Raw genomic sequence first — 17,562 nt, forward strand, 5'->3', positions numbered from 1 at the left:
CGATTTTCACGGAGAAAATCGCTTTTTTTAATGTCCTAATTTGGAAGTATAATTAAATTTTAACGGTCCACCCAAAAGTATCTTCTTCTAATTTGTTTTGAATGTTTGTTAATTTCTCTTTTAACTGAGAAGCTACAGTTGTTTCAGATTTTGGTAACTCAAAATATTCGTCTTTATAAGAAAATCCAGATATAGGGCTCACAACCGCTGCTGTACCTGCTCCAAAAATCTCTTGTAAGCTTCCGTCTTTTGCCGCTGCAACAAGTTCATCAACTAGTACAGAGCGTACCTCTACGTTAATACCTTCGCTTTTTGCTAACTCAATTAAGGTTTTTCTAGTTACACCATCCAAAATACGCTCGCTGACAGGAGCTGTAAGAAGTGTATTGTTGATTCTGAAAAACACGTTCATAGTTCCAGCTTCTTCTAACTTTGTATGTGTAGCATCGTCGGTCCAAATTACTTGTTGGAATCCTTGCTGGTTGGCAAGAGTTGTTGGGTAAAATTGTGCACCGTAATTTCCAGCCGCTTTTGCCGCTCCAATTCCGCCATTGGCTGCGCGACTGTAGTGTTCCGCGATAAGTACTTTAACGTCACCTGCGTAATAAGACGTTACTGGCGACAAAATGATCATGAATTTATAATCATCTGATGGATTTGCAATAACACCAGTCCCATTTGCAATCATAAACGGTCTAATATACATAGCGTTTCCTTTGCCTTTTTTTATCCAAGCTTCATCAAGGTGCAGTAATTGTTGTAGACCATTCATGAAAATGTCCTCTGGTACTTCAGGCATTGCCATTCGTACCGCTGATTTATTAAATCGATTATAATTTTCATCAGGTCTAAAAAGCCAAATTTCGTCTGCTTCATTTTTATAGGCTTTCATTCCTTCAAATATAGCTTGTCCATAATGAAACACTCTAGTTGATGGATCTATTAAAAATGGTGCATAAGGTTTTATAACGGGTTGTTGCCATTCACCGTTTTTAAAATCACATTCAAATAAGTGATCCGTAAATACTGAACCAAAGCTTAGGTTGTTAAAATCTACTTCATTAATTTTAGTTGTCGTAGCTTTTATAATTTCAATTTGCGTTGTTTGAGTAGCACTCATAGTTGTATACTGTTTTTGTTTTTTAGTAAACCTCCTACCTTTCCATTTTAGGGTAATACGGCTTTATAGAATGTTTGCAAAATTAAATAAAAATCAGTAAAATTGTTATCAATAAAATATTAATTATGCGATTTTGGTGAGATTTGTTTATTTTGTAATAAATCAACCGTAAGTTGTTTGTTTTATTGGAGATTTGTACAAAAATCAAATAAAAAATAAGGCTTTCGAAGTAGTTTTATCTAATTTTGAAAGTTCGAGTGAGGTAAATAACCTGCAATAAAAAATTTAAACATTGAAAAGAGAAATAATTCAAACACTTGATGGATCAACAACCATTCATTTAACGGATTGGGACGAATGTTACCACTCCAAGCACGGCGCCATTCAAGAGGCACAGCATGTATTTATTAAAAATGGGTTGGCTTTATTTCCTGATCAAAAAGTAGCGCTTTTAGAAATTGGTTTTGGAACAGGTTTAAATGCTTTTATTACGGTTTTAGAATCTGAAAAAAGAAATCAAATAATAGATTATGTTGGCGTAGAGGCTTATCCAGTTGCTGCTGAAGAAGTTTTACAAATGAATTATGTAGCCGAGTTAAACGCCAATGATCAATTAGAGATTTTTCAAAAAATGCACGAGAGTAATTGGGAGGAAAAAACAGTTTTGACAAGTCATTTTACTTTAACTAAGAGAGAGCAGTTCTTTGAAAATATTGATGATGAAGATTGTTATGATTTAATTTATTTTGATGCTTTTGGTTACCGCGTTCAACCGGAACTGTGGAGTACTGCCGTTTTTGAAAAAATGTACAAAGCCTTAAGAGTAGGTGGTGTCTTAGTAACTTATGCAGCGCGTGGAGTTGTAAAACGAAGTATGATTGAGGTTGGTTTTACAGTCGAAAAATTAGCAGGGCCACCTGGCAAAAGAGAAATGTTTAGAGCATTTAAAAAGTAATTAGTGTACCAGTTGTTTACAATGAATTAGCATACTAAAAAAGCTAATACAACGTTAAAATTAATATCAGCTAATTAAATTGTAGTATTTTTACAAAAAAAACAATCAAAATATCAATTAAATCTTCATTTACTATGTCGAAAATCATGTATGATTATACAAAATCAATTTTGGAAAGAGTAAGTTTTGATCCCACCTTATTTTGTAAAGAGTTAGAAAAAGCAATTAAAACGCTTCTTCCTTATGAGTTGGAACAATTGCGTGAATGGCTTTTGAATTTTACGGTTGAGAAACCAGAATTAAAACAATGTTTGATTTTGGTCAATTCGTAAACATTACAAAAAAATATTAAAGTATAAAAAAAGTCGGAATCAAATTCCGACTTTTTTTATGTTATTTTTTTGGCATTGAACTGATGATTTCTATATTCTGAAATACAATTGCGCCTTTGATAACCCCTGCAATCGTGCTACGCAATGCATCTATAATTTGAATTTTTAATTCGTTTTTCGGAAAGATAAGACTTACCTCGCGTGCCGGTTTTGGTTCTTTAAAATGACGAAGTTTTAATTTGTCTTTTTCTTTTAAATCTAAAGTGTGCAAGTAAGGCAGTAGCGTGGTGCCCAAACCTTCATCAGCTAACTTTATTAGAGTTTCAAAACTGCCACTTTCAATTTGAAAATGACTAATTTCATTGCGGTCACCAGTTTTGCATAAGTTGAGTATGCCATCCCTAAAGCAATGTCCGTCTTGCAAGAGTAAAATTTCATCTAAATTTAAATCAGCTACTTCAATTTCATTTTTTAGAAAATGATGATGGCTTTCCGGGATGTAAGCCACAAATGGCTCATAATAAAGAACTATTTCCTTGATTTTTTCTTCAAGAAGTGGAGTTGCTGCTATTCCAGCGTCAAGATGGCCGTTATTCAATTTAGTAATAATCTCTGAAGTGTTTAATTCCTCAATGATCAATTTTACTTTAGGATACTTTTTGATAAAGTTGTTTAAAAACATCGGAAGGAGAGTAGGCATGATGGTTGGAATTATACCAAGCCTGAACTCACCACCTATAAATCCTTTTTGTTGCTCTACAATATCTTGAATACGATCTGCTTCAACAACTATATTTTTAGCTTGATTAACAATTTTTTGACCAATATCAGTTAACTGAATTGGTTTTTTAGTTCTATCAAAAATTTGAATACTGAGTTCTTCTTCAATTTTTTGAATTTGCATACTCAAAGTAGGTTGTGTAACAAAGCACTTTTCAGCCGCGAGAGTGAAATTCTTATATTCGGCTACAGCCAAAACGTATTTTAATTGCGTAATTGTCATTGAATAATAAAATTTTATACAAAGATAAAAACTATCGATTTAATTTATATGTTTTTTAACTTCTAAAAACTTAATTATTTTTAGTATTTTAGTTAAAAAATATAAAATGATGTGTCATTTTTCTTAACTAAAAGATATTTTTGCGCCATGAAGTCAGTAGCTCCTATTTTGCTTTTCTTTTTTATTGCTTTTTTATTAACGCCAACTGTAGTGAGTTTGATAGAAAATGATGCTGATATTCATATGTTTTACAGTTTTTCTGAAGAAGAAATTATTAAAAATTTTCAGGAAATAAAAGTAGATTTGAAGCAGAATTTTGATTATCCTATTTTAGTTACTGAATCTCAATTAAGTTCTAAAATTATTTCAGAAAATTTATCTCGTCACGACACTGTTTTAGAAAAAATATTTTCTCCACCGCCAGAATTTGTTTAATTCATATTTGTTCGTTTTCAAATTTTTTGAAAACTAGTTTAATGTTTAAATAATTTATTGGTATGACCAAAAAAATCAATCTTTTTGCGAACTTAAAATCTGATTTTTCGTCAGGTTTAGTAGTTTTTCTTGTGGCTTTGCCACTGTGTCTCGGTATTGCTTTGGCAAGTGGGGCACCTTTATTTTCGGGTATTATTTCAGGAGTTATAGGTGGGATAGTTGTTGGCTATTTAAGTCAATCTCATGTATCCGTTTCTGGTCCCGCAGCGGGTTTAACAGCAATTGTTTTAACAGCAATTACTGATTTGGGTTCGTTTAATTCCTTTCTTCTAGCGGTGTTAATTGCTGGAATTATTCAGTTAATTCTAGGATTTGTAAAAGCGGGAACAATTTCAAATTATTTTCCAAACAATGTTATTGAAGGAATGCTAGCTGGTATTGGTGTGATTATCATTCTCAAACAAATTCCTCATGCGTTTGGATATGATCCAGATTTTGAAGGAGATGAAGCCTTTTTTCAGCTAGATGGCGAAAATTCATTTTCTGAAATATTTCAAGTTGTAAATCATGTTCAGTTAGGCTCTATAATTATAGCCTTGATATCATTATCAATTTTGATACTTTGGAATAAAATTGCCTTTTTAAAAAGTATAAAGCTAGTTCCGCCAGCTTTAGTTGCGGTAATAGTGAGTATTTTATTAAATGAATTTTTTATTCAGTCTGGCAGTAATTTAGCTATTTTAAAAGAACATTTGGTAAGTCTTCCTGTTCCAACCTCGTTAGAAGAATTTAAAAACATTATTGTTACACCAGATTTTAGTGCTATTTCAAATTCTAAAGTTTGGATTATTGCTATAACAATTGCCGTTGTGGCATCTATTGAAACTTTATTGTGTATTGAAGCTTCTGATAGAATGGATGCTTTAAAACGATATACCAATACGAATGTGGAGTTGAAAGCACAAGGTATTGGTAATATTTTAAGTGCTCTTTTGGGTGGTTTGCCAATGACATCAGTAGTTGTTAGAACTACTGCTAATAATACTGCAGGAGCAAAATCAAAAATGTCTACAATCATTCATGGTTGTCTATTACTGGTAAGTGTTTTGGCAATTCCAACTGTATTGAATAAAATTCCCCTGGCAACACTGGCAGCCGTGTTATTAATGGTTGGTTATAAACTAGCAAATCCAGCAACGGTGAAGCATTTTTGGGAAAAAGGGAAATATCAATTCATACCATTTATAGCAACATTTGGAGCTGTAGTATTCACAGATTTGCTAAAAGGAGTTGCTTTAGGGATGATAATTAGTGTTATTTTTGTTTTAAAAGGAAACATGAAACGCGCTTATAATTTTAGAAAAGAACAATACCAAGATGGAGATGTTATTCATATTGATTTGGCCCAAGAGGTTTCGTTTTTGAATAAAGCAGCTATTAAAGAAACAATTGCATCTATTCCTTCAAATTCAAAAGTGGTTATCAATGCATCTGATACGGTTTATATAGCGCATGATGTTTTAGATTTAATAAAAGAATTCAAGAAAATTAGATCAAAAGAAGAAAATATTAAAGTAAAATTAGTTGGATTTAAAGAAGCCTATGATCTTGAAAATAGTGGTGAAGATGAAAAACACGTTTTTGTAGAATCAAAAAAAAATAATTAAGAAAATCAAACAATATGAAAGCACATAATAGAGAATCACAAGCTCAAATGACGCCACAAAAAGCTTTAGATTATTTAAAAGAAGGAAATCAAAGATTTATGAGTAATTTAAAAGCTCATAGAGATTTGTTAGAACAAGCTAATGCAACCGTTGACGGTCAATGGCCATTTGCAACCATTTTGAGTTGTATTGACAGTAGAACATCGGCCGAGCTAATTTTTGATCAAGGTTTAGGCGATGTTTTCTCAGTTAGAATAGCGGGTAATGTTGTGAATACTGATATTTTAGGAAGTATGGAATTTGCTTGTAAAGTTGCCGGTTCTAAGCTTATTGTCGTCTTGGGGCATACCAAATGTGGCGCAATAAAAGGAGCTTGTGATCACGTAGAAATGGGGAATTTGACCGAATTATTGTCTAAAATTCAACCATCAGTTTATCAAGAAAGTGAAACAATAACAGAAAGAAGTTCAAAAAATGCAACTTTCGTTGAAAACGTATCTCAAATCAATGTAAAAAGAAATGTAAACAGCATTATAGAGCGTAGCCCAATCTTAAAGCAAATGATTGAAAATGGCGAAATTGGTATTGTTGGGGCAATGCATAATTTAGAAACAGGTGAAGTTACTTTTTATGAAGACGCTTCTTTTATCAATAACTAAATAATTTAACTTTAATAGTAAAAACCATTAATTAATTAGATTAATGGTTTTTTTATTTTGAAGATCAAAAAATATCATGAACGAATACTATCAAAAATTACTTGAAAATAACAAAGTATGGGTAGAGAGTCAATTGGCCATTGATAAAGATTTTTTTAAAGATTTGGCAAAGGGACAAAATCCGCAATTGTTGTGGATAGGCTGCTCTGATAGTCGCGTTCCTGCAAACGAAATTGTAGGTGCAAAACCCGGTGAAGTTTTTGTACACAGAAATATTGCCAATATGGTGGTTCATTCTGATATGAATATGTTGTCTGTTTTAGATTATGCCGTAAATGTTCTCAAAGTGAAACACGTTATTGTTTGCGGACACTATGGTTGCGGAGGTATAAAAGCTGCAATGGGAAATCAATCTATTGGAATTATTGACAACTGGATCCGTCATATTAAAGATGTGTATCGTTTACATCATGCGCATTTAGACTCCATTGAAGATGAAACTACTCGTTTTAATACTTTCGTAGAATTGAACGTGAAAGAACAAGTTTTTGATTTAGCCAAAACATCAATCGTTCAAGGAGCATGGAGTAATGGTCAAGATTTAACCCTACATGGTTGGGTTTATGGTTTAAATTCGGGTTTTGTAACTGATTTAGAGGTAAACATCAGTTCTGAAAAAGATCTAGATGATGTGTACCAACTTAAATTTTAAAAAAAAAAGTCACTTTCAGCGTTTTTTTTACTCAGAATCTAAATTTTCATTAAACGCCGAAGGCAATAATTTAGGTATAAATTTAACTAAGATAGGCAACAACAAACTACCGCCAGGAAGCAAAAATATTGTCAGTGAAGGAATTGTTTTACATATTTCTAATAGTTGTTTTTTTACCTTTCTCTTTTCTTTTTCGTCTAAATCGCGGTGTGTAGAATGGGCTAATAACACCATTAATTCTTTGCTTTGCAGCAATTCTTTTAATAATCTATTCTTATTGCGGCTTATGAGTGTTACAACACTTTGCGTTGTTTGATCATAAAAATGTTTTACAGGATTAGAGTATTTAAAATAAGGAATTTCTTTTTTGTATCGTGCAATAAAATCATGTGCATTTTTGACACTTTCTTCTACAAATTCTTCTGACACCTCAAGTGTAGTACCTAAGGAATGTAAAAAATAGGCTTCGTCATTTTCGATTTCTTGATCACTCCACAAAGCCATTCCTACCAAATCAATGAAGTATTTTTTTTCCAACTCGTGTGTAAAGTACTCGAGTTGCAATGCATCAATACTTTGAGCTGTTACTTTCGAAAATTTACTGTATCTGATGGAAGCCTCAAATAATTTGATCAACAAATCATCATATTGTGATTTTGTAGATTTTATTTTTAAAGCTAGAGTAACCAAATTTACAATGGTTTCTTCAATTTTTTTTAGGTATTTCTCAGGAATTTCACCATGAACTAAATATTGTCTAAAAGCCAAAACATCAATAAAAAGTAGGGCATTAGTAACCAAGTGAGAAAAATTCTTGCTTATAATACTGTCATTGGTTTGTACTCGTTGGTCAATAATTTTTTCTAAAGTTAGTGACGTAGAGTTTTTTGGAAGTATTTTTTTTAATAAGCTAAACCCTTCTGGATTCATTTCGTTGTAAAAAGCAACTGCTCGTTGTGCAAAAATGCTGGTATCCATTGCAGTTGTACTGAGGCAAAAAACGCTATATAGCGCATTGAGTAAAGCTACTTTTGAGATTTCCTCTTTAAACCAACCTTTGGTTTCAATTGGATTTGGAATATCAAAATCAATAATATGGCCGTAAATAAATCCAGTTGCTCGCACTTTTTTATAAAAGCTAGCATTATCAACCGAAACAATTGCAGTGCTAAAATGCTGATCGGAGAAAAATTTATCGATCCAACCTGATGTTGATGGGTTAATCATTGTTTAATTTTGAGACTGCAAAGCTATACTATTTTAGATTAGTTTTTGAACCTACTTTTTTAGTTTAACAAACAAATTGCAATTAGTTGAAAAGGAATGTAGTTCCAAGTATTTTTTTAATAATTTCGACAAATAAATCAAATAACACAAAAGCTCCTAAACAATCGTCTAGGAGCTATGGTAATGCTTTTTAAATCTAATTTAAGATTTGAATAACTTTTCAGCTTCTTCCCAATTAACTAAATTCCAAAATGAAGCAATGTAATCTGCTCTACGGTTTTGATTTTTTAGGTAATACGCGTGTTCCCAAACGTCAAGAGCCAAAACAGGTTTCCCTTTCAGTCCATTTCCTTTCAAACGCATCAAAGGATTATCCTGATTGGCTGTAGAACCAATAACAAGTTTACCATCTTTAACAACTAACCAAGCCCAACCTGAACCAAATCGCTTGGTTGCTGCATCTGTAAATTGTTTTTTAAACTCTTCAAATGAGCCAAAACTAGAATTTATAGCTGTAGCAAGCGTACCTTGAGGTACTCCGCCCCCTTTTGGACTCAATGAATTCCAAAATAATGAGTGATTGTAATGGCCACCTGCGTTATTGCGTATTCCTTCCGGAAATTTATTGATGTTTTCAAAAATAGATTCTAATGAGTTACTCATTCCAATCAAATTTTTATCAATGGTCTCTAGCCCTTTATTTAAGTTGTTTACATAAGCCTGGTGGTGCTTGCTATGGTGAATTTCCATTGTTGCTTTATCAAAATGAGGCTCCAAGGCATCATAGGTATAGGCCAGTTTTGGTAAAGAATACGCTCCCATAACATCGATTACAGTTTCATTTTGAGGGAAGATGACATTTTTTTCATTCGCAAAAGTTTGACTTAACAAACTAGATCCTAGAATTGTTCCTGTAGATAATAGAGCTGTTTGTTTTAAAAAGCTTCTTCGGCTATTGTTGTTTTCCATGACGGTTTATTTTTTATACTAATTAGGGTTGTATTTTAATCCTTAAAATTAGTTCTTTAAATAGTATTTCAAGTTAAGAATCACTTAAATTTTTATGATTCAACTACTATAATATTGCGTTGTAAATTATGGTTTTAAGTGTAATTATATAAAAAACTGAAATAAAAGCAATTGTTTTAGTTCGTAAATTTGCTTCCTGAGTTAAAATTATCTTGTTGGTTTATCGAGTAAAAGTAAAACTATGAATAAAAAAGAAATTGCAAAAAATGGCTGGACCATGCTGGTACAAACATTTGATGAGTTTAATACTGATAACGCTATAAAATTAAGTGCTTCCTTATCCTATTATACTATTTTTTCGCTGCCGCCTTTACTGATTATTATTTTGTCAGTTTTTAGTTTTTTCTTTGGTGAAGAGGCTGTTAACGGTAGGTTTTTTGGACAGATTAATGGTATGGTTGGTAATCAAGCAGCTTTGCAAATTCAAGAAACGATTAGAAATATCGAATTATCTGACAGTAATGCATTTGCAGCTACATTTGGAGGAATAATGCTTTTGGTAGGAGCATCTGGGGTTTTTGCTGAGATTCAAAGTTCCATTAATTCAATTTGGGGTCTTAGAGCAAAACCCAATAAAGGCATTGTGAAATTTGTGAAAAACAGGCTCATGTCTTTTTCTATGATTGCTTCTGTGGGTTTTTTATTGATGGTAAGTTTAATGGTAAATACCGTTATGGATATCATAAATGCTAGATTGTTGGTTTATTTTCCAGATACAACGGTGTACATTTTTTATATTTTTAATATTTTACTTCTCTTTTGTACCACTACAATTTTATTTGCTGTGATTTTTAAAACGTTACCAGATGGCGAAATTGTTTGGAAAGATGCTTTGATAGGTTCCAGTTTTACCTCACTTTTTTTTATGATTGGTAAGTTTGCGATTGGTTTTTATTTGGGCAGTTCTACCGTAGCCACTGTTTATGGTGCTGCTGGATCGGTAGTTATTATTTTAGTTTGGGTATATTACTCTGCTATCATTTTATATTTCGGTGCCGAGTTTACTAAAGTTTATGCTAATTCTCATGGGAATAAAATAATTCCTAATGCCTATGCGGTTGCCATTAAAGTTGAAGTTTTGGAAGTTCCTAAGAGAATGTAAGTTGCTTTAATTCAAAAACTAAGACATAAAAAAACCGCCTTGTTCTTTGAGGATCCAAGGCGGTTAAAAAAAAACTAAAAACTAAATTTATTAGAAACAATATTCGTTTTCGGCTACTAATTTTGCCGTAATTGTTTCTTTCAATGCCACTACGTTTGGCATATTGGTATATTTTGTAAAACGACGTAATCCCATAAGCATCATGCGTTGTTCATCGCCTTCAGCAAAAGATATAATCGCTTCTTTTCCTTTTTGAGTAACAATATCTACTGCTTGGTACAAGTACAATTGTGCCATTGCAATTTGCTCTTTTACTTTGTCCTCGCCTTCTTTTTTGGCTAATTTTTCAGTTCTAAGCAAAGTACTTTCTGCCATGTAAATCTCGATCAACATATCAGATGCAGACATCAAGATTTGTTGGTGCGAATCTAATTCAGTTCCAAATTTTTGAACAGCGCTTCCGGCAACCATCATGAATGCTTTTTTCAACTTCACGATCATCTCTTTTTCTTCAGCAAGTAATTCAGAGTAATCAGGAGTATCAAAAGATGGAATACCCATTAATTCTTCGCCAACTTTAGTAGCTGGACCTAATAAATCAACGTGTCCTTTCATCGCTTTTTTAATCAACATTCCTACTGATAGCATTCTGTTGATTTCATTGGTTCCTTCGTAAATACGTGCAATACGTGCATCTCTCCAAGCGCTTTCCATTGGTGTATCTTCAGAGAAGCCCATTCCTCCAAAAATTTGAATTCCTTCGTCTGAACAATTTTGAACATCTTCAGAAACCGCTACTTTTAAGATAGAACATTCGATAGCATATTCTTCAACACCTTTTAATTCAGCTTCTTGGTGCGAAACTCCTGCAGCCTCACGCGCAATGATACGATCTTCAATATCTTTTGCAGCACGGTACGATGCGCTTTCTCCAGCATAACAGCTAGTTGCCATATCTGCTAATTTCGCACGAATTGCACCAAATTGAGAAATTGCAGTGTTAAATTGGATTCTTTCATTAGCATATTTAACTGCTCCAGTAATTACTCTACGTTGAGCATCCAAACAAGCAGCTGCCAATTTGATACGACCTACGTTAAGTGCATTCATTGCAATCTTGAAACCGTTACCTCTTTCAGATAACATGTTCTCTACAGGAACTTTTGTTTCGTTGAAGAATACTTGACGAGTAGAGGAAGCACGAATTCCTAATTTATGCTCTTCTTCGCCCATTGAAATTCCGTTATCTGGAGTGTTTTCTACAATAAAACCAGTAATGTTTTTGTCATCACCAATTCTTGCGAACACGATAAAAACGCTACAGAAACCTGCATTCGAAATCCACATTTTTTGACCAGTGATAGAGTAGTGGGTACCGTCTTCAGATAAAACTGCTTTCGTTTTTCCAGAATTGGCATCCGATCCAGCGCCTGGTTCTGTCAAACAGTAAGCACCAAACCATTCGCCAGAAGCTAATTTTGGTACATACTTTTGCTTTTGTTCTTCAGACCCATAAAGTGTAATTGGCATAGTTCCAATTCCGGTATGAGCTCCAAATGCAGTTGAGAAAGATCCTGTTGCTCCTGAAATATAATCACATACAAGCATTGTGGATACGAATCCCATTCCTAATCCGCCGTAAGCTTCAGGAACAGCTACTCCTAGCAATCCTAAATCCCCAGCTTTTTTCATCGTTTCTTGTGTGTACGCATAATCTTTTTTCTCAAAACGATCTTTGTGTGCCCACAACTCTTTGTCTACAAACTCCTTTACAGAGTCGCGCATCATTAATTGTTCTTCTGTGAAATCTTCTGGTGTGAAAATATCTTCACATTTTGTTTCTTTTACTAAAAACTGACCACCACGGGTTACGTCTTTTTCTATTGTATCTGCCATTTTTTATTTTTTATATGTTTTATTTTAAATCTAAGCTTACAAAAGTTCGAAAACACCCGCAGAACCTTGACCAGTTCCTACGCACATAGAAACAATTCCGTATTTGCTACCGCGGCGTTGCATTTCGTCAAATAATTGAACAGAAAGTTTAGCACCTGTACATCCTAGAGGATGACCTAATGCAATTGCTCCACCATTCACGTTAATAATTTCTGGGTTCAAATCAAGTTCACGAGTTACAGCTAATGCTTGAGATGCAAAAGCTTCATTAAGCTCAATTAAATCAATATCATTAATTGTTAAACCTGCTTGTTTTAAAACTTTTGGAATTGCTTTTACTGGTCCAATACCCATAATTCTTGGCTCTACGCCAGCTGATGCAAAATTTACTAATCGTGCAATTGGTGTAATGTTCAATTCTTTCACCATTTCTTCGCTCATGATCAAAACAAAAGCAGCTCCATCACTCATTTGTGATGAATTTCCTGCAGTAACACTACCATTTGCTTCAAAAACAGGACGCAATCCAGCCAAAGCTTCTTTTGATGTACCAGCTCTTGGACCTTCGTCTTTATTTACAACGTATGATTTGGTTTCTTTTTTTCCATTTTCATTTAAATACGTTTGCTCTACAGTAATTGGTACAATTTGTTTGTCAAATTTTCCGTCTGCTTGTGCTTGCAATGCTTTCATGTGAGAGTTGTAAGCAAACTCATCCTGGTCTTCACGAGATACTTTAAACTGTTGTGCTACAGCTTCGGCAGTTAATCCCATTCCCCAGTAGTAGTCTTCGTTTCCTGCTTTTGCTACAGCATAATCAGGAGTTGGCTTGTAACCTCCCATTGGAATAAAACTCATGCTTTCTGCTCCACCTGCAATAATGCAGTGTGCCATTCCTGATTGGATTTTAGCAGTCGCCATTCCAATTGTTTCAAGACCAGAGGCACAATATCTATTTACAGTAACTCCAGGAACATCCTCTACTTTTAATCCCATTAAGGAAATTAATCGAGCTACGTTTAAACCTTGTTCAGCTTCCGGCATGGCATTACCTACCATTACGTCATCGATGCGTGTTTTATCAAAATCAGGCAACTCGTTCATCATGAATTCGATGGTTTCTGCTGCCAATTCATCAGGTCTTTTAAATCTAAAAACTCCCTTTGGTGCTTTACCAACTGCAGTTCTGTATGCTTTTACGATATAGGCTGTTTTCATAAGTATTATTTTGAATTTTGACTGATAAACTCTCAATGCATTACATTTTTTATTTATCAGTCATAATTTTTTAAGTTAAAATTAATTACGTAGCGGTTTCCCTTTAGTTAGCATAAATTGGATGCGCTCTAAAGTTTTTCTCTCTGTACAAAGTGATAAAAAGGCTTCTCTCTCAATGTCTAACAAGTATTGCTCGCTTACTAAAGTTGGCTCAGATAAATCTCCTCCGGCCATTACGTAAGCTAATTTGTTAGCGATTTTTTTATCGTGTTCAGAGATGTACTTACCTGCTTGCATCTGATCTGTTCCTACTAAGAACATTCCTAATGCCTGCTTACCTAATACTTTAATGTCTTTACGTTGAATAGGTTGTGTGTAACCTGCTTCGGCCATTAACAATGCGTGTTTTTTAGCTTCAGCGATCTGACGATCTTTGTTTACTACAATGATGTCTTTACCATGTTGTAACAATCCTGTATCAAAAGCCTCATAACCAGAAGTAGATACTTTTGCCATAGCAATCGTCAAGAAGTACTCTTGTAATACATTCAACTCCACGTCGTTTTTATGAAATAAATCAGCAGCACGTAATGTCAATTCTTTTGATCCACCACCACCAGGAATAACACCTACACCAAACTCTACAAGTCCCATGTAAGTCTCTGCCGCAGCAACAACTTTGTCAGCATGCAAACTCATTTCGCAACCACCACCAAACGTCATTCCGTGAGGAGCAACTACAACTGGAATTCCAGAGTAACGCACGCGCATCATGGTGTCTTGGAACATTTTGATTGCCATATTCAACTCATCATACTCTTGCTCTACAGCCATCATGAAAATCATACCAATATTTGCTCCAACTGAGAAATTGGCAGCTTGATTTCCAATAACCAAACCTTGATATTCTTTTTCAGCTAAATCAATCCCTTTATTGATAGCTTGTAAAACATCGCCACCAATAGTATTCATTTTTGATTGGAATTCTAGGTTTAAAATTCCGTCTCCTAAATCTTGAATAATGGCTCCGCTGTTGCTCCAAACTTTTTTGCTTTCGCGAATGTTGTTCAAAATGATAAATGCATCTTGTCCAGGAACTTTGATCTGATTTTTGGTAGGAATGTTGTAAAAGTAAGTAGCACCTTCTTTTACAGTATAAAAACTGTTGCTTCCAGAAGCTAACATTTCTTCAACCCAAGCAGCAGGAGTTACACCTTCCGCTTTCATGATTTCAATTCCATCTGCAACACCAATTGCATCCCAAATTTCGAATGGACCATTTTCCCATCCAAAACCTGCTTTCATTGCATCGTCTATCTTGTACAATTCGTCTGCTATTTCAGGAATACGGTTTGAAACGTAAGCAAATAAACCTGCAAAACTCTTTCTATAAAATTCCCCAGCTTTGTCTTTTCCTTTTACTAAAACTTTAAAACGGTTGATTGGTTTATCAATAGTTTTAGTTAACTCTAAAGTTCCAAATGATGCTTTTTTAGCAGCTCTGTAGGTTAAAGTATCTAAATCAAGTGTAAGGATTTCTTTTCCTTCTTTTTTGTAAAAACCTTGACCAGTTTTACTACCTAGCCATTTGTTTTCCATCATTTTGCTTACAAATGTCGGCAGTTTAAACAAATCATGTTGCTCATCGGTTGGGCAGTTTTCATAAATACCGTTGGCAACGTGTACCAGAGTATCCAAGCCAACAACATCAACAGTTCTAAAAGTTGCTGATTTTGGTCGACCAATAACTGGTCCAGTCAATTTATCAACTTCTTCAATGGTTAATCCCATTTCCTGAACTAGGTGGAATAAACTTTGGATGCCGTAAATACCAATTCTATTTCCAATAAATGCTGGTGTATCTTTAGCAAGAACCGACGTTTTTCCTAAAAATTTCTCTCCATAAATAGTTAAGAAGTCAAGAACTTCAGTTGAAGTGTGAGGCCCTGGAATAATTTCGAATAATTTTAAGTAACGCGCAGGGTTGAAAAAGTGAGTTCCACAAAAATGTTTCTGGAAATCTTCACTACGACCTTCACTCATAAAATGAATCGGAATACCAGATGTGTTTGAAGTAACCAATGTACCTGGTTTTCTGAATTTTTCAATTTGCTCAAAAACAAGTTTTTTAACATCCAATCGCTCCACAACTACTTCAATAATCCAATCAACACCAGCAATTTTTGCCATGTCATCAGTCGTATTTCCAGTTGTAATGCGGCTTGCAAATTTTTGACTGTAAATAGGGGATGGTTTCGATTTTAACGAATTGGCTAGACTATCATTTACCAAACGATTTCTAACAATTTTACTCTCTAATGTCAAGCCTTTTTTTGCTTCGGCCTCCGTTAATTCTCTCGGCACGATATCCAAGAGTAAAACTTCAACTCCGATGTTAGCAAAATGGCAAGCAATTCCAGAACCCATGATTCCAGACCCAATTACTGCAACTTTTTTAATGGTGCGTTTCATACTTATTTTAATTTGTTTCTGAGCTGTAGTCTATTGCAGTTTTTTCTGAATTTCCTACAAACCCTATTAATGTTGTTTATGATTGTGTTTGGTTTACCAATTCACCCTTAGCTTCTGAATGTTCAATTGTTGTGAAAATATTTTTGTCGACAATCAGTTCATTGATAATCTCAGCTACTTCTATAAAATGCTGTAATTTTTCGTCTGAAACATGCGCTTTTACAGCTTCATTAAATTTCAGAACAGTATTTTTTGATAAATCTCTTTTTTCTTTTCCAAAAGGAGTCAAATAAATTAATACACCACGGCCATCCTCTGGATTTTTTTTCCTAATGATTAGTCCTTTCTCTTCCATAGATTTTAATGTTCTGGTTAAGCTAGTGGCTTCCATTCCCATTTTTGGTCCCAAAGAAGTAGAGGGTGTGCCACCTTCCTTATCTATACTCAACAAAGCAAAACCTGTTGCCATACTAGCATCGTACTTCGAAGCCTCTTCGTTGTACATTCTTGCAACGGCTTGCCAAGTGGCACGTAAAATATAATCTATCGTTTTTTCTTTCATGTGTAACTATATCGATTTCAAATATAATAAAAATAATACTATGCACGCATAATATATTTGATTTTTTTTTCAAAAATAATTTTGCACTTACAAAATTGTAGTTGTAAATCAGTCAAGTAACTATTTTTCGTCTTAGGGCATGTCCCTTTGGGTCGGGCTATTCGTTTTATCTTTTATATCGTGACTTGAAATAAGTCACGATATAAAAGGATATCACTGCTATCCCTCATGCCGGAATTAATTACTTAGTAGACGTTTAAATTTTTAAAAATAATGTAAAAATAAAAAGCACCTATGAAAAAACATAAGTGCCTTTTAGCAGTGTTCATGATGACTTACCACAAATTAAGTCAAAGTTTTTTTTGATTTCCATCACAATTAACTAGTAGTTTCGATTTGCAAGCACATAGTAAGCGAGCAATTCTTTTACAAGAAAAGGATTTACTTGTGGTTTATATTGCTAGTTCATTGGATTAAACAGCTTTTGCAAAGTATCATATCACTTGAGCTGAATTTTTTATTTCGAACGAACTAAATAGCCTCGATAACATCTACAATTTCTAATCTACTTTTAGGTTTGCGGTCTGGTTGGTTGGAGTCATTTTCATCTCTGAGTCCTATAGCAACTGCAAATACAGCAGAGTAGTCCTTTAATTTTAAAATAGCGTTGTATTCCTTACTATTTATTCCTTCCATGGGCGTAGAATCAATAGACATACTAGCACATGCACTCAAGAAAAAGCCTAGAGAGAGATATACTTGATTGTGAAACCATGATTTTATAGCGTCCTCAGGTAATGGTTTTATGAACTGATTGTAATAGCCAATTGCTCCTTCTGGAAGGTTAGTGTTGATTTGATTTTCAAATTTTGAAATAGTATCGATGGCACAAAAAACTATCAAGTGACTTGCCTCTTTAATTTTTTGCTCATTAAAGAAGGAGACTTTCGCCAGTTGACTTTTGATTTCTTCGTTGGATATAAAAACAAATTTCCAAGGCTGACTATTGATAGAGGAAGGACTCAATCGCAGAATTTCTTGTAATTGTTCTATTTTACTATCAGATATTTTTTGTGCTGCGTTATACTTTTTAGTTGTATATCTATTTTTTGCTAAAGATGTAAATTCCATTTTTATTATGTTTTATTTTTTTTACTAATGAAGAAGATTCAT

At 33.9% G+C, this 17,562-nt stretch carries 16 protein-coding genes; 7 read left to right on the forward strand and 9 right to left on the reverse strand.

The window, feature by feature from the left end; all coding sequences use genetic code 11:
* Nucleotides 1-52 precede the first annotated feature (52 nt).
* A complete protein-coding gene (locus tag G9Q29_RS08020; protein ID WP_166135399.1) occupies nucleotides 53-1,120 on the reverse strand; it encodes a branched-chain amino acid aminotransferase in 1,068 nt (355 codons plus the stop codon).
* 292 nt (nucleotides 1,121-1,412) lie between these two features.
* Here G9Q29_RS08020 and mnmD point away from each other — a divergent pair, with 292 nt between their 5' ends.
* The gene (gene mnmD / locus G9Q29_RS08025) at nucleotides 1,413-2,075 is read left to right on the forward strand and encodes a tRNA (5-methylaminomethyl-2-thiouridine)(34)-methyltransferase MnmD (protein ID WP_166135402.1); all 663 of its coding nucleotides are present in this window, start codon (nucleotides 1,413-1,415) and stop codon (nucleotides 2,073-2,075) included.
* Nucleotides 2,076-2,209: 134 nt separating this feature from the next.
* Nucleotides 2,210-2,407, forward strand: coding sequence for a hypothetical protein (locus tag G9Q29_RS08030; RefSeq protein WP_166135405.1), 198 nt, complete (start codon nucleotides 2,210-2,212; stop codon nucleotides 2,405-2,407).
* Between the two features lie 61 nt (nucleotides 2,408-2,468).
* Here G9Q29_RS08030 and G9Q29_RS08035 read toward each other — a convergent pair whose 3' ends face one another.
* On the reverse strand, nucleotides 2,469-3,410 hold the full coding sequence (locus G9Q29_RS08035; protein WP_166135408.1) for a LysR substrate-binding domain-containing protein: 942 nt from the start codon (nucleotides 3,408-3,410) through the stop codon (nucleotides 2,469-2,471).
* A gap of 147 nt (nucleotides 3,411-3,557) precedes the next feature.
* On the opposite strand from G9Q29_RS08035, the gene G9Q29_RS08040 reads away from it, so the two are divergent.
* The 4 genes from G9Q29_RS08040 to can all read left to right on the forward strand — a co-directional run bounded on the left by G9Q29_RS08040 (nucleotide 3,558) and on the right by can (nucleotide 6,883).
* Complete coding sequence (locus G9Q29_RS08040) at nucleotides 3,558-3,845, forward strand: hypothetical protein (protein WP_166135411.1); 288 nt, start codon at nucleotides 3,558-3,560, stop codon at nucleotides 3,843-3,845.
* A 62-nt stretch (nucleotides 3,846-3,907) separates the two neighbouring features.
* Nucleotides 3,908-5,512 carry a SulP family inorganic anion transporter gene (locus tag G9Q29_RS08045; RefSeq protein WP_166135414.1) on the forward strand — a complete coding sequence of 535 codons (1,605 nt, stop codon included), beginning with the start codon at nucleotides 3,908-3,910 and terminating at the stop codon, nucleotides 5,510-5,512.
* Nucleotides 5,513-5,526: 14 nt separating this feature from the next.
* Complete coding sequence (locus G9Q29_RS08050; protein WP_166135417.1) at nucleotides 5,527-6,171, forward strand: carbonic anhydrase family protein; 645 nt, start codon at nucleotides 5,527-5,529, stop codon at nucleotides 6,169-6,171.
* A gap of 76 nt (nucleotides 6,172-6,247) precedes the next feature.
* A complete protein-coding gene (can, locus tag G9Q29_RS08055) occupies nucleotides 6,248-6,883 on the forward strand; it encodes a carbonate dehydratase (protein WP_166135420.1) in 636 nt (211 codons plus the stop codon).
* A 27-nt stretch (nucleotides 6,884-6,910) separates the two neighbouring features.
* On the opposite strand, the gene G9Q29_RS08060 is transcribed toward can, so the two are convergent.
* Nucleotides 6,911-8,110, reverse strand: a complete 1,200-nt coding sequence (locus G9Q29_RS08060; protein WP_166135423.1) for an LETM1-related biofilm-associated protein — start codon at nucleotides 8,108-8,110, stop codon at nucleotides 6,911-6,913.
* Nucleotides 8,111-8,311: 201 nt separating this feature from the next.
* Nucleotides 8,312-8,932, reverse strand: a complete 621-nt coding sequence (locus G9Q29_RS08065) for a superoxide dismutase (protein ID WP_166135547.1) — start codon at nucleotides 8,930-8,932, stop codon at nucleotides 8,312-8,314.
* A 388-nt stretch (nucleotides 8,933-9,320) separates the two neighbouring features.
* On the opposite strand from G9Q29_RS08065, the gene G9Q29_RS08070 reads away from it, so the two are divergent.
* A complete protein-coding gene (locus tag G9Q29_RS08070; protein WP_166135426.1) occupies nucleotides 9,321-10,241 on the forward strand; it encodes a YihY/virulence factor BrkB family protein in 921 nt (306 codons plus the stop codon).
* 90 nt (nucleotides 10,242-10,331) lie between these two features.
* Here G9Q29_RS08070 and G9Q29_RS08075 read toward each other — a convergent pair whose 3' ends face one another.
* The 5 genes from G9Q29_RS08075 to G9Q29_RS08095 form a co-directional block, all read right to left on the reverse strand.
* Complete coding sequence (locus tag G9Q29_RS08075) at nucleotides 10,332-12,137, reverse strand: acyl-CoA dehydrogenase family protein (protein WP_166135429.1); 1,806 nt, start codon at nucleotides 12,135-12,137, stop codon at nucleotides 10,332-10,334.
* A 36-nt stretch (nucleotides 12,138-12,173) separates the two neighbouring features.
* Nucleotides 12,174-13,355 (reverse strand): acetyl-CoA C-acyltransferase, encoded by a 1,182-nt coding sequence (locus tag G9Q29_RS08080; RefSeq protein WP_166135432.1) that lies wholly within the window; start codon nucleotides 13,353-13,355, stop codon nucleotides 12,174-12,176.
* 81 nt (nucleotides 13,356-13,436) lie between these two features.
* Nucleotides 13,437-15,827 (reverse strand): 3-hydroxyacyl-CoA dehydrogenase/enoyl-CoA hydratase family protein, encoded by a 2,391-nt coding sequence (locus G9Q29_RS08085; RefSeq protein WP_166135435.1) that lies wholly within the window; start codon nucleotides 15,825-15,827, stop codon nucleotides 13,437-13,439.
* Between the two features lie 76 nt (nucleotides 15,828-15,903).
* Nucleotides 15,904-16,389, reverse strand: coding sequence for a MarR family winged helix-turn-helix transcriptional regulator (locus G9Q29_RS08090; protein WP_166135437.1), 486 nt, complete (start codon nucleotides 16,387-16,389; stop codon nucleotides 15,904-15,906).
* A gap of 531 nt (nucleotides 16,390-16,920) precedes the next feature.
* On the reverse strand, nucleotides 16,921-17,520 hold the full coding sequence (locus G9Q29_RS08095; RefSeq protein WP_166135440.1) for a nitroreductase family protein: 600 nt from the start codon (nucleotides 17,518-17,520) through the stop codon (nucleotides 16,921-16,923).
* Between the last annotated feature and the right edge of the window lie 42 nt (nucleotides 17,521-17,562).

It is taken from the genome of Flavobacterium turcicum (assembly GCF_011365745.1).
GTDB lineage: Bacteria > Bacteroidota > Bacteroidia > Flavobacteriales > Flavobacteriaceae > Flavobacterium > Flavobacterium turcicum.

What these genes read in the sequence shown, in the direction of transcription:
- G9Q29_RS08020 (WP_166135399.1), bottom strand. Translation starts at nt 1,120, where the DNA reads ATGAGTGCTACTCAAACAACGCAAATTGAAATTATAAAAGCTACGACA.
- G9Q29_RS08030 (WP_166135405.1), top strand. Translation starts at nt 2,210, where the DNA reads ATGTCGAAAATCATGTATGATTATACAAAATCAATTTTGGAAAGAGTA.
- G9Q29_RS08035 (WP_166135408.1), bottom strand. Translation starts at nt 3,410, where the DNA reads ATGACAATTACGCAATTAAAATACGTTTTGGCTGTAGCCGAATATAAG.
- G9Q29_RS08040 (WP_166135411.1), top strand. Translation starts at nt 3,558, where the DNA reads ATGAAGTCAGTAGCTCCTATTTTGCTTTTCTTTTTTATTGCTTTTTTA.
- G9Q29_RS08045 (WP_166135414.1), top strand. Translation starts at nt 3,908, where the DNA reads ATGACCAAAAAAATCAATCTTTTTGCGAACTTAAAATCTGATTTTTCG.
- G9Q29_RS08050 (WP_166135417.1), top strand. Translation starts at nt 5,527, where the DNA reads ATGAAAGCACATAATAGAGAATCACAAGCTCAAATGACGCCACAAAAA.
- can (WP_166135420.1), top strand. Translation starts at nt 6,248, where the DNA reads ATGAACGAATACTATCAAAAATTACTTGAAAATAACAAAGTATGGGTA.
- G9Q29_RS08060 (WP_166135423.1), bottom strand. Translation starts at nt 8,110, where the DNA reads ATGATTAACCCATCAACATCAGGTTGGATCGATAAATTTTTCTCCGAT.
- G9Q29_RS08065 (WP_166135547.1), bottom strand. Translation starts at nt 8,932, where the DNA reads ATGGGAGCGTATTCTTTACCAAAACTGGCCTATACCTATGATGCCTTG.
- G9Q29_RS08070 (WP_166135426.1), top strand. Translation starts at nt 9,321, where the DNA reads ATGAATAAAAAAGAAATTGCAAAAAATGGCTGGACCATGCTGGTACAA.
- G9Q29_RS08075 (WP_166135429.1), bottom strand. Translation starts at nt 12,137, where the DNA reads ATGGCAGATACAATAGAAAAAGACGTAACCCGTGGTGGTCAGTTTTTA.
- G9Q29_RS08080 (WP_166135432.1), bottom strand. Translation starts at nt 13,355, where the DNA reads ATGAAAACAGCCTATATCGTAAAAGCATACAGAACTGCAGTTGGTAAA.
- G9Q29_RS08085 (WP_166135435.1), bottom strand. Translation starts at nt 15,827, where the DNA reads ATGAAACGCACCATTAAAAAAGTTGCAGTAATTGGGTCTGGAATCATG.
- G9Q29_RS08090 (WP_166135437.1), bottom strand. Translation starts at nt 16,389, where the DNA reads ATGAAAGAAAAAACGATAGATTATATTTTACGTGCCACTTGGCAAGCC.
- G9Q29_RS08095 (WP_166135440.1), bottom strand. Translation starts at nt 17,520, where the DNA reads ATGGAATTTACATCTTTAGCAAAAAATAGATATACAACTAAAAAGTAT.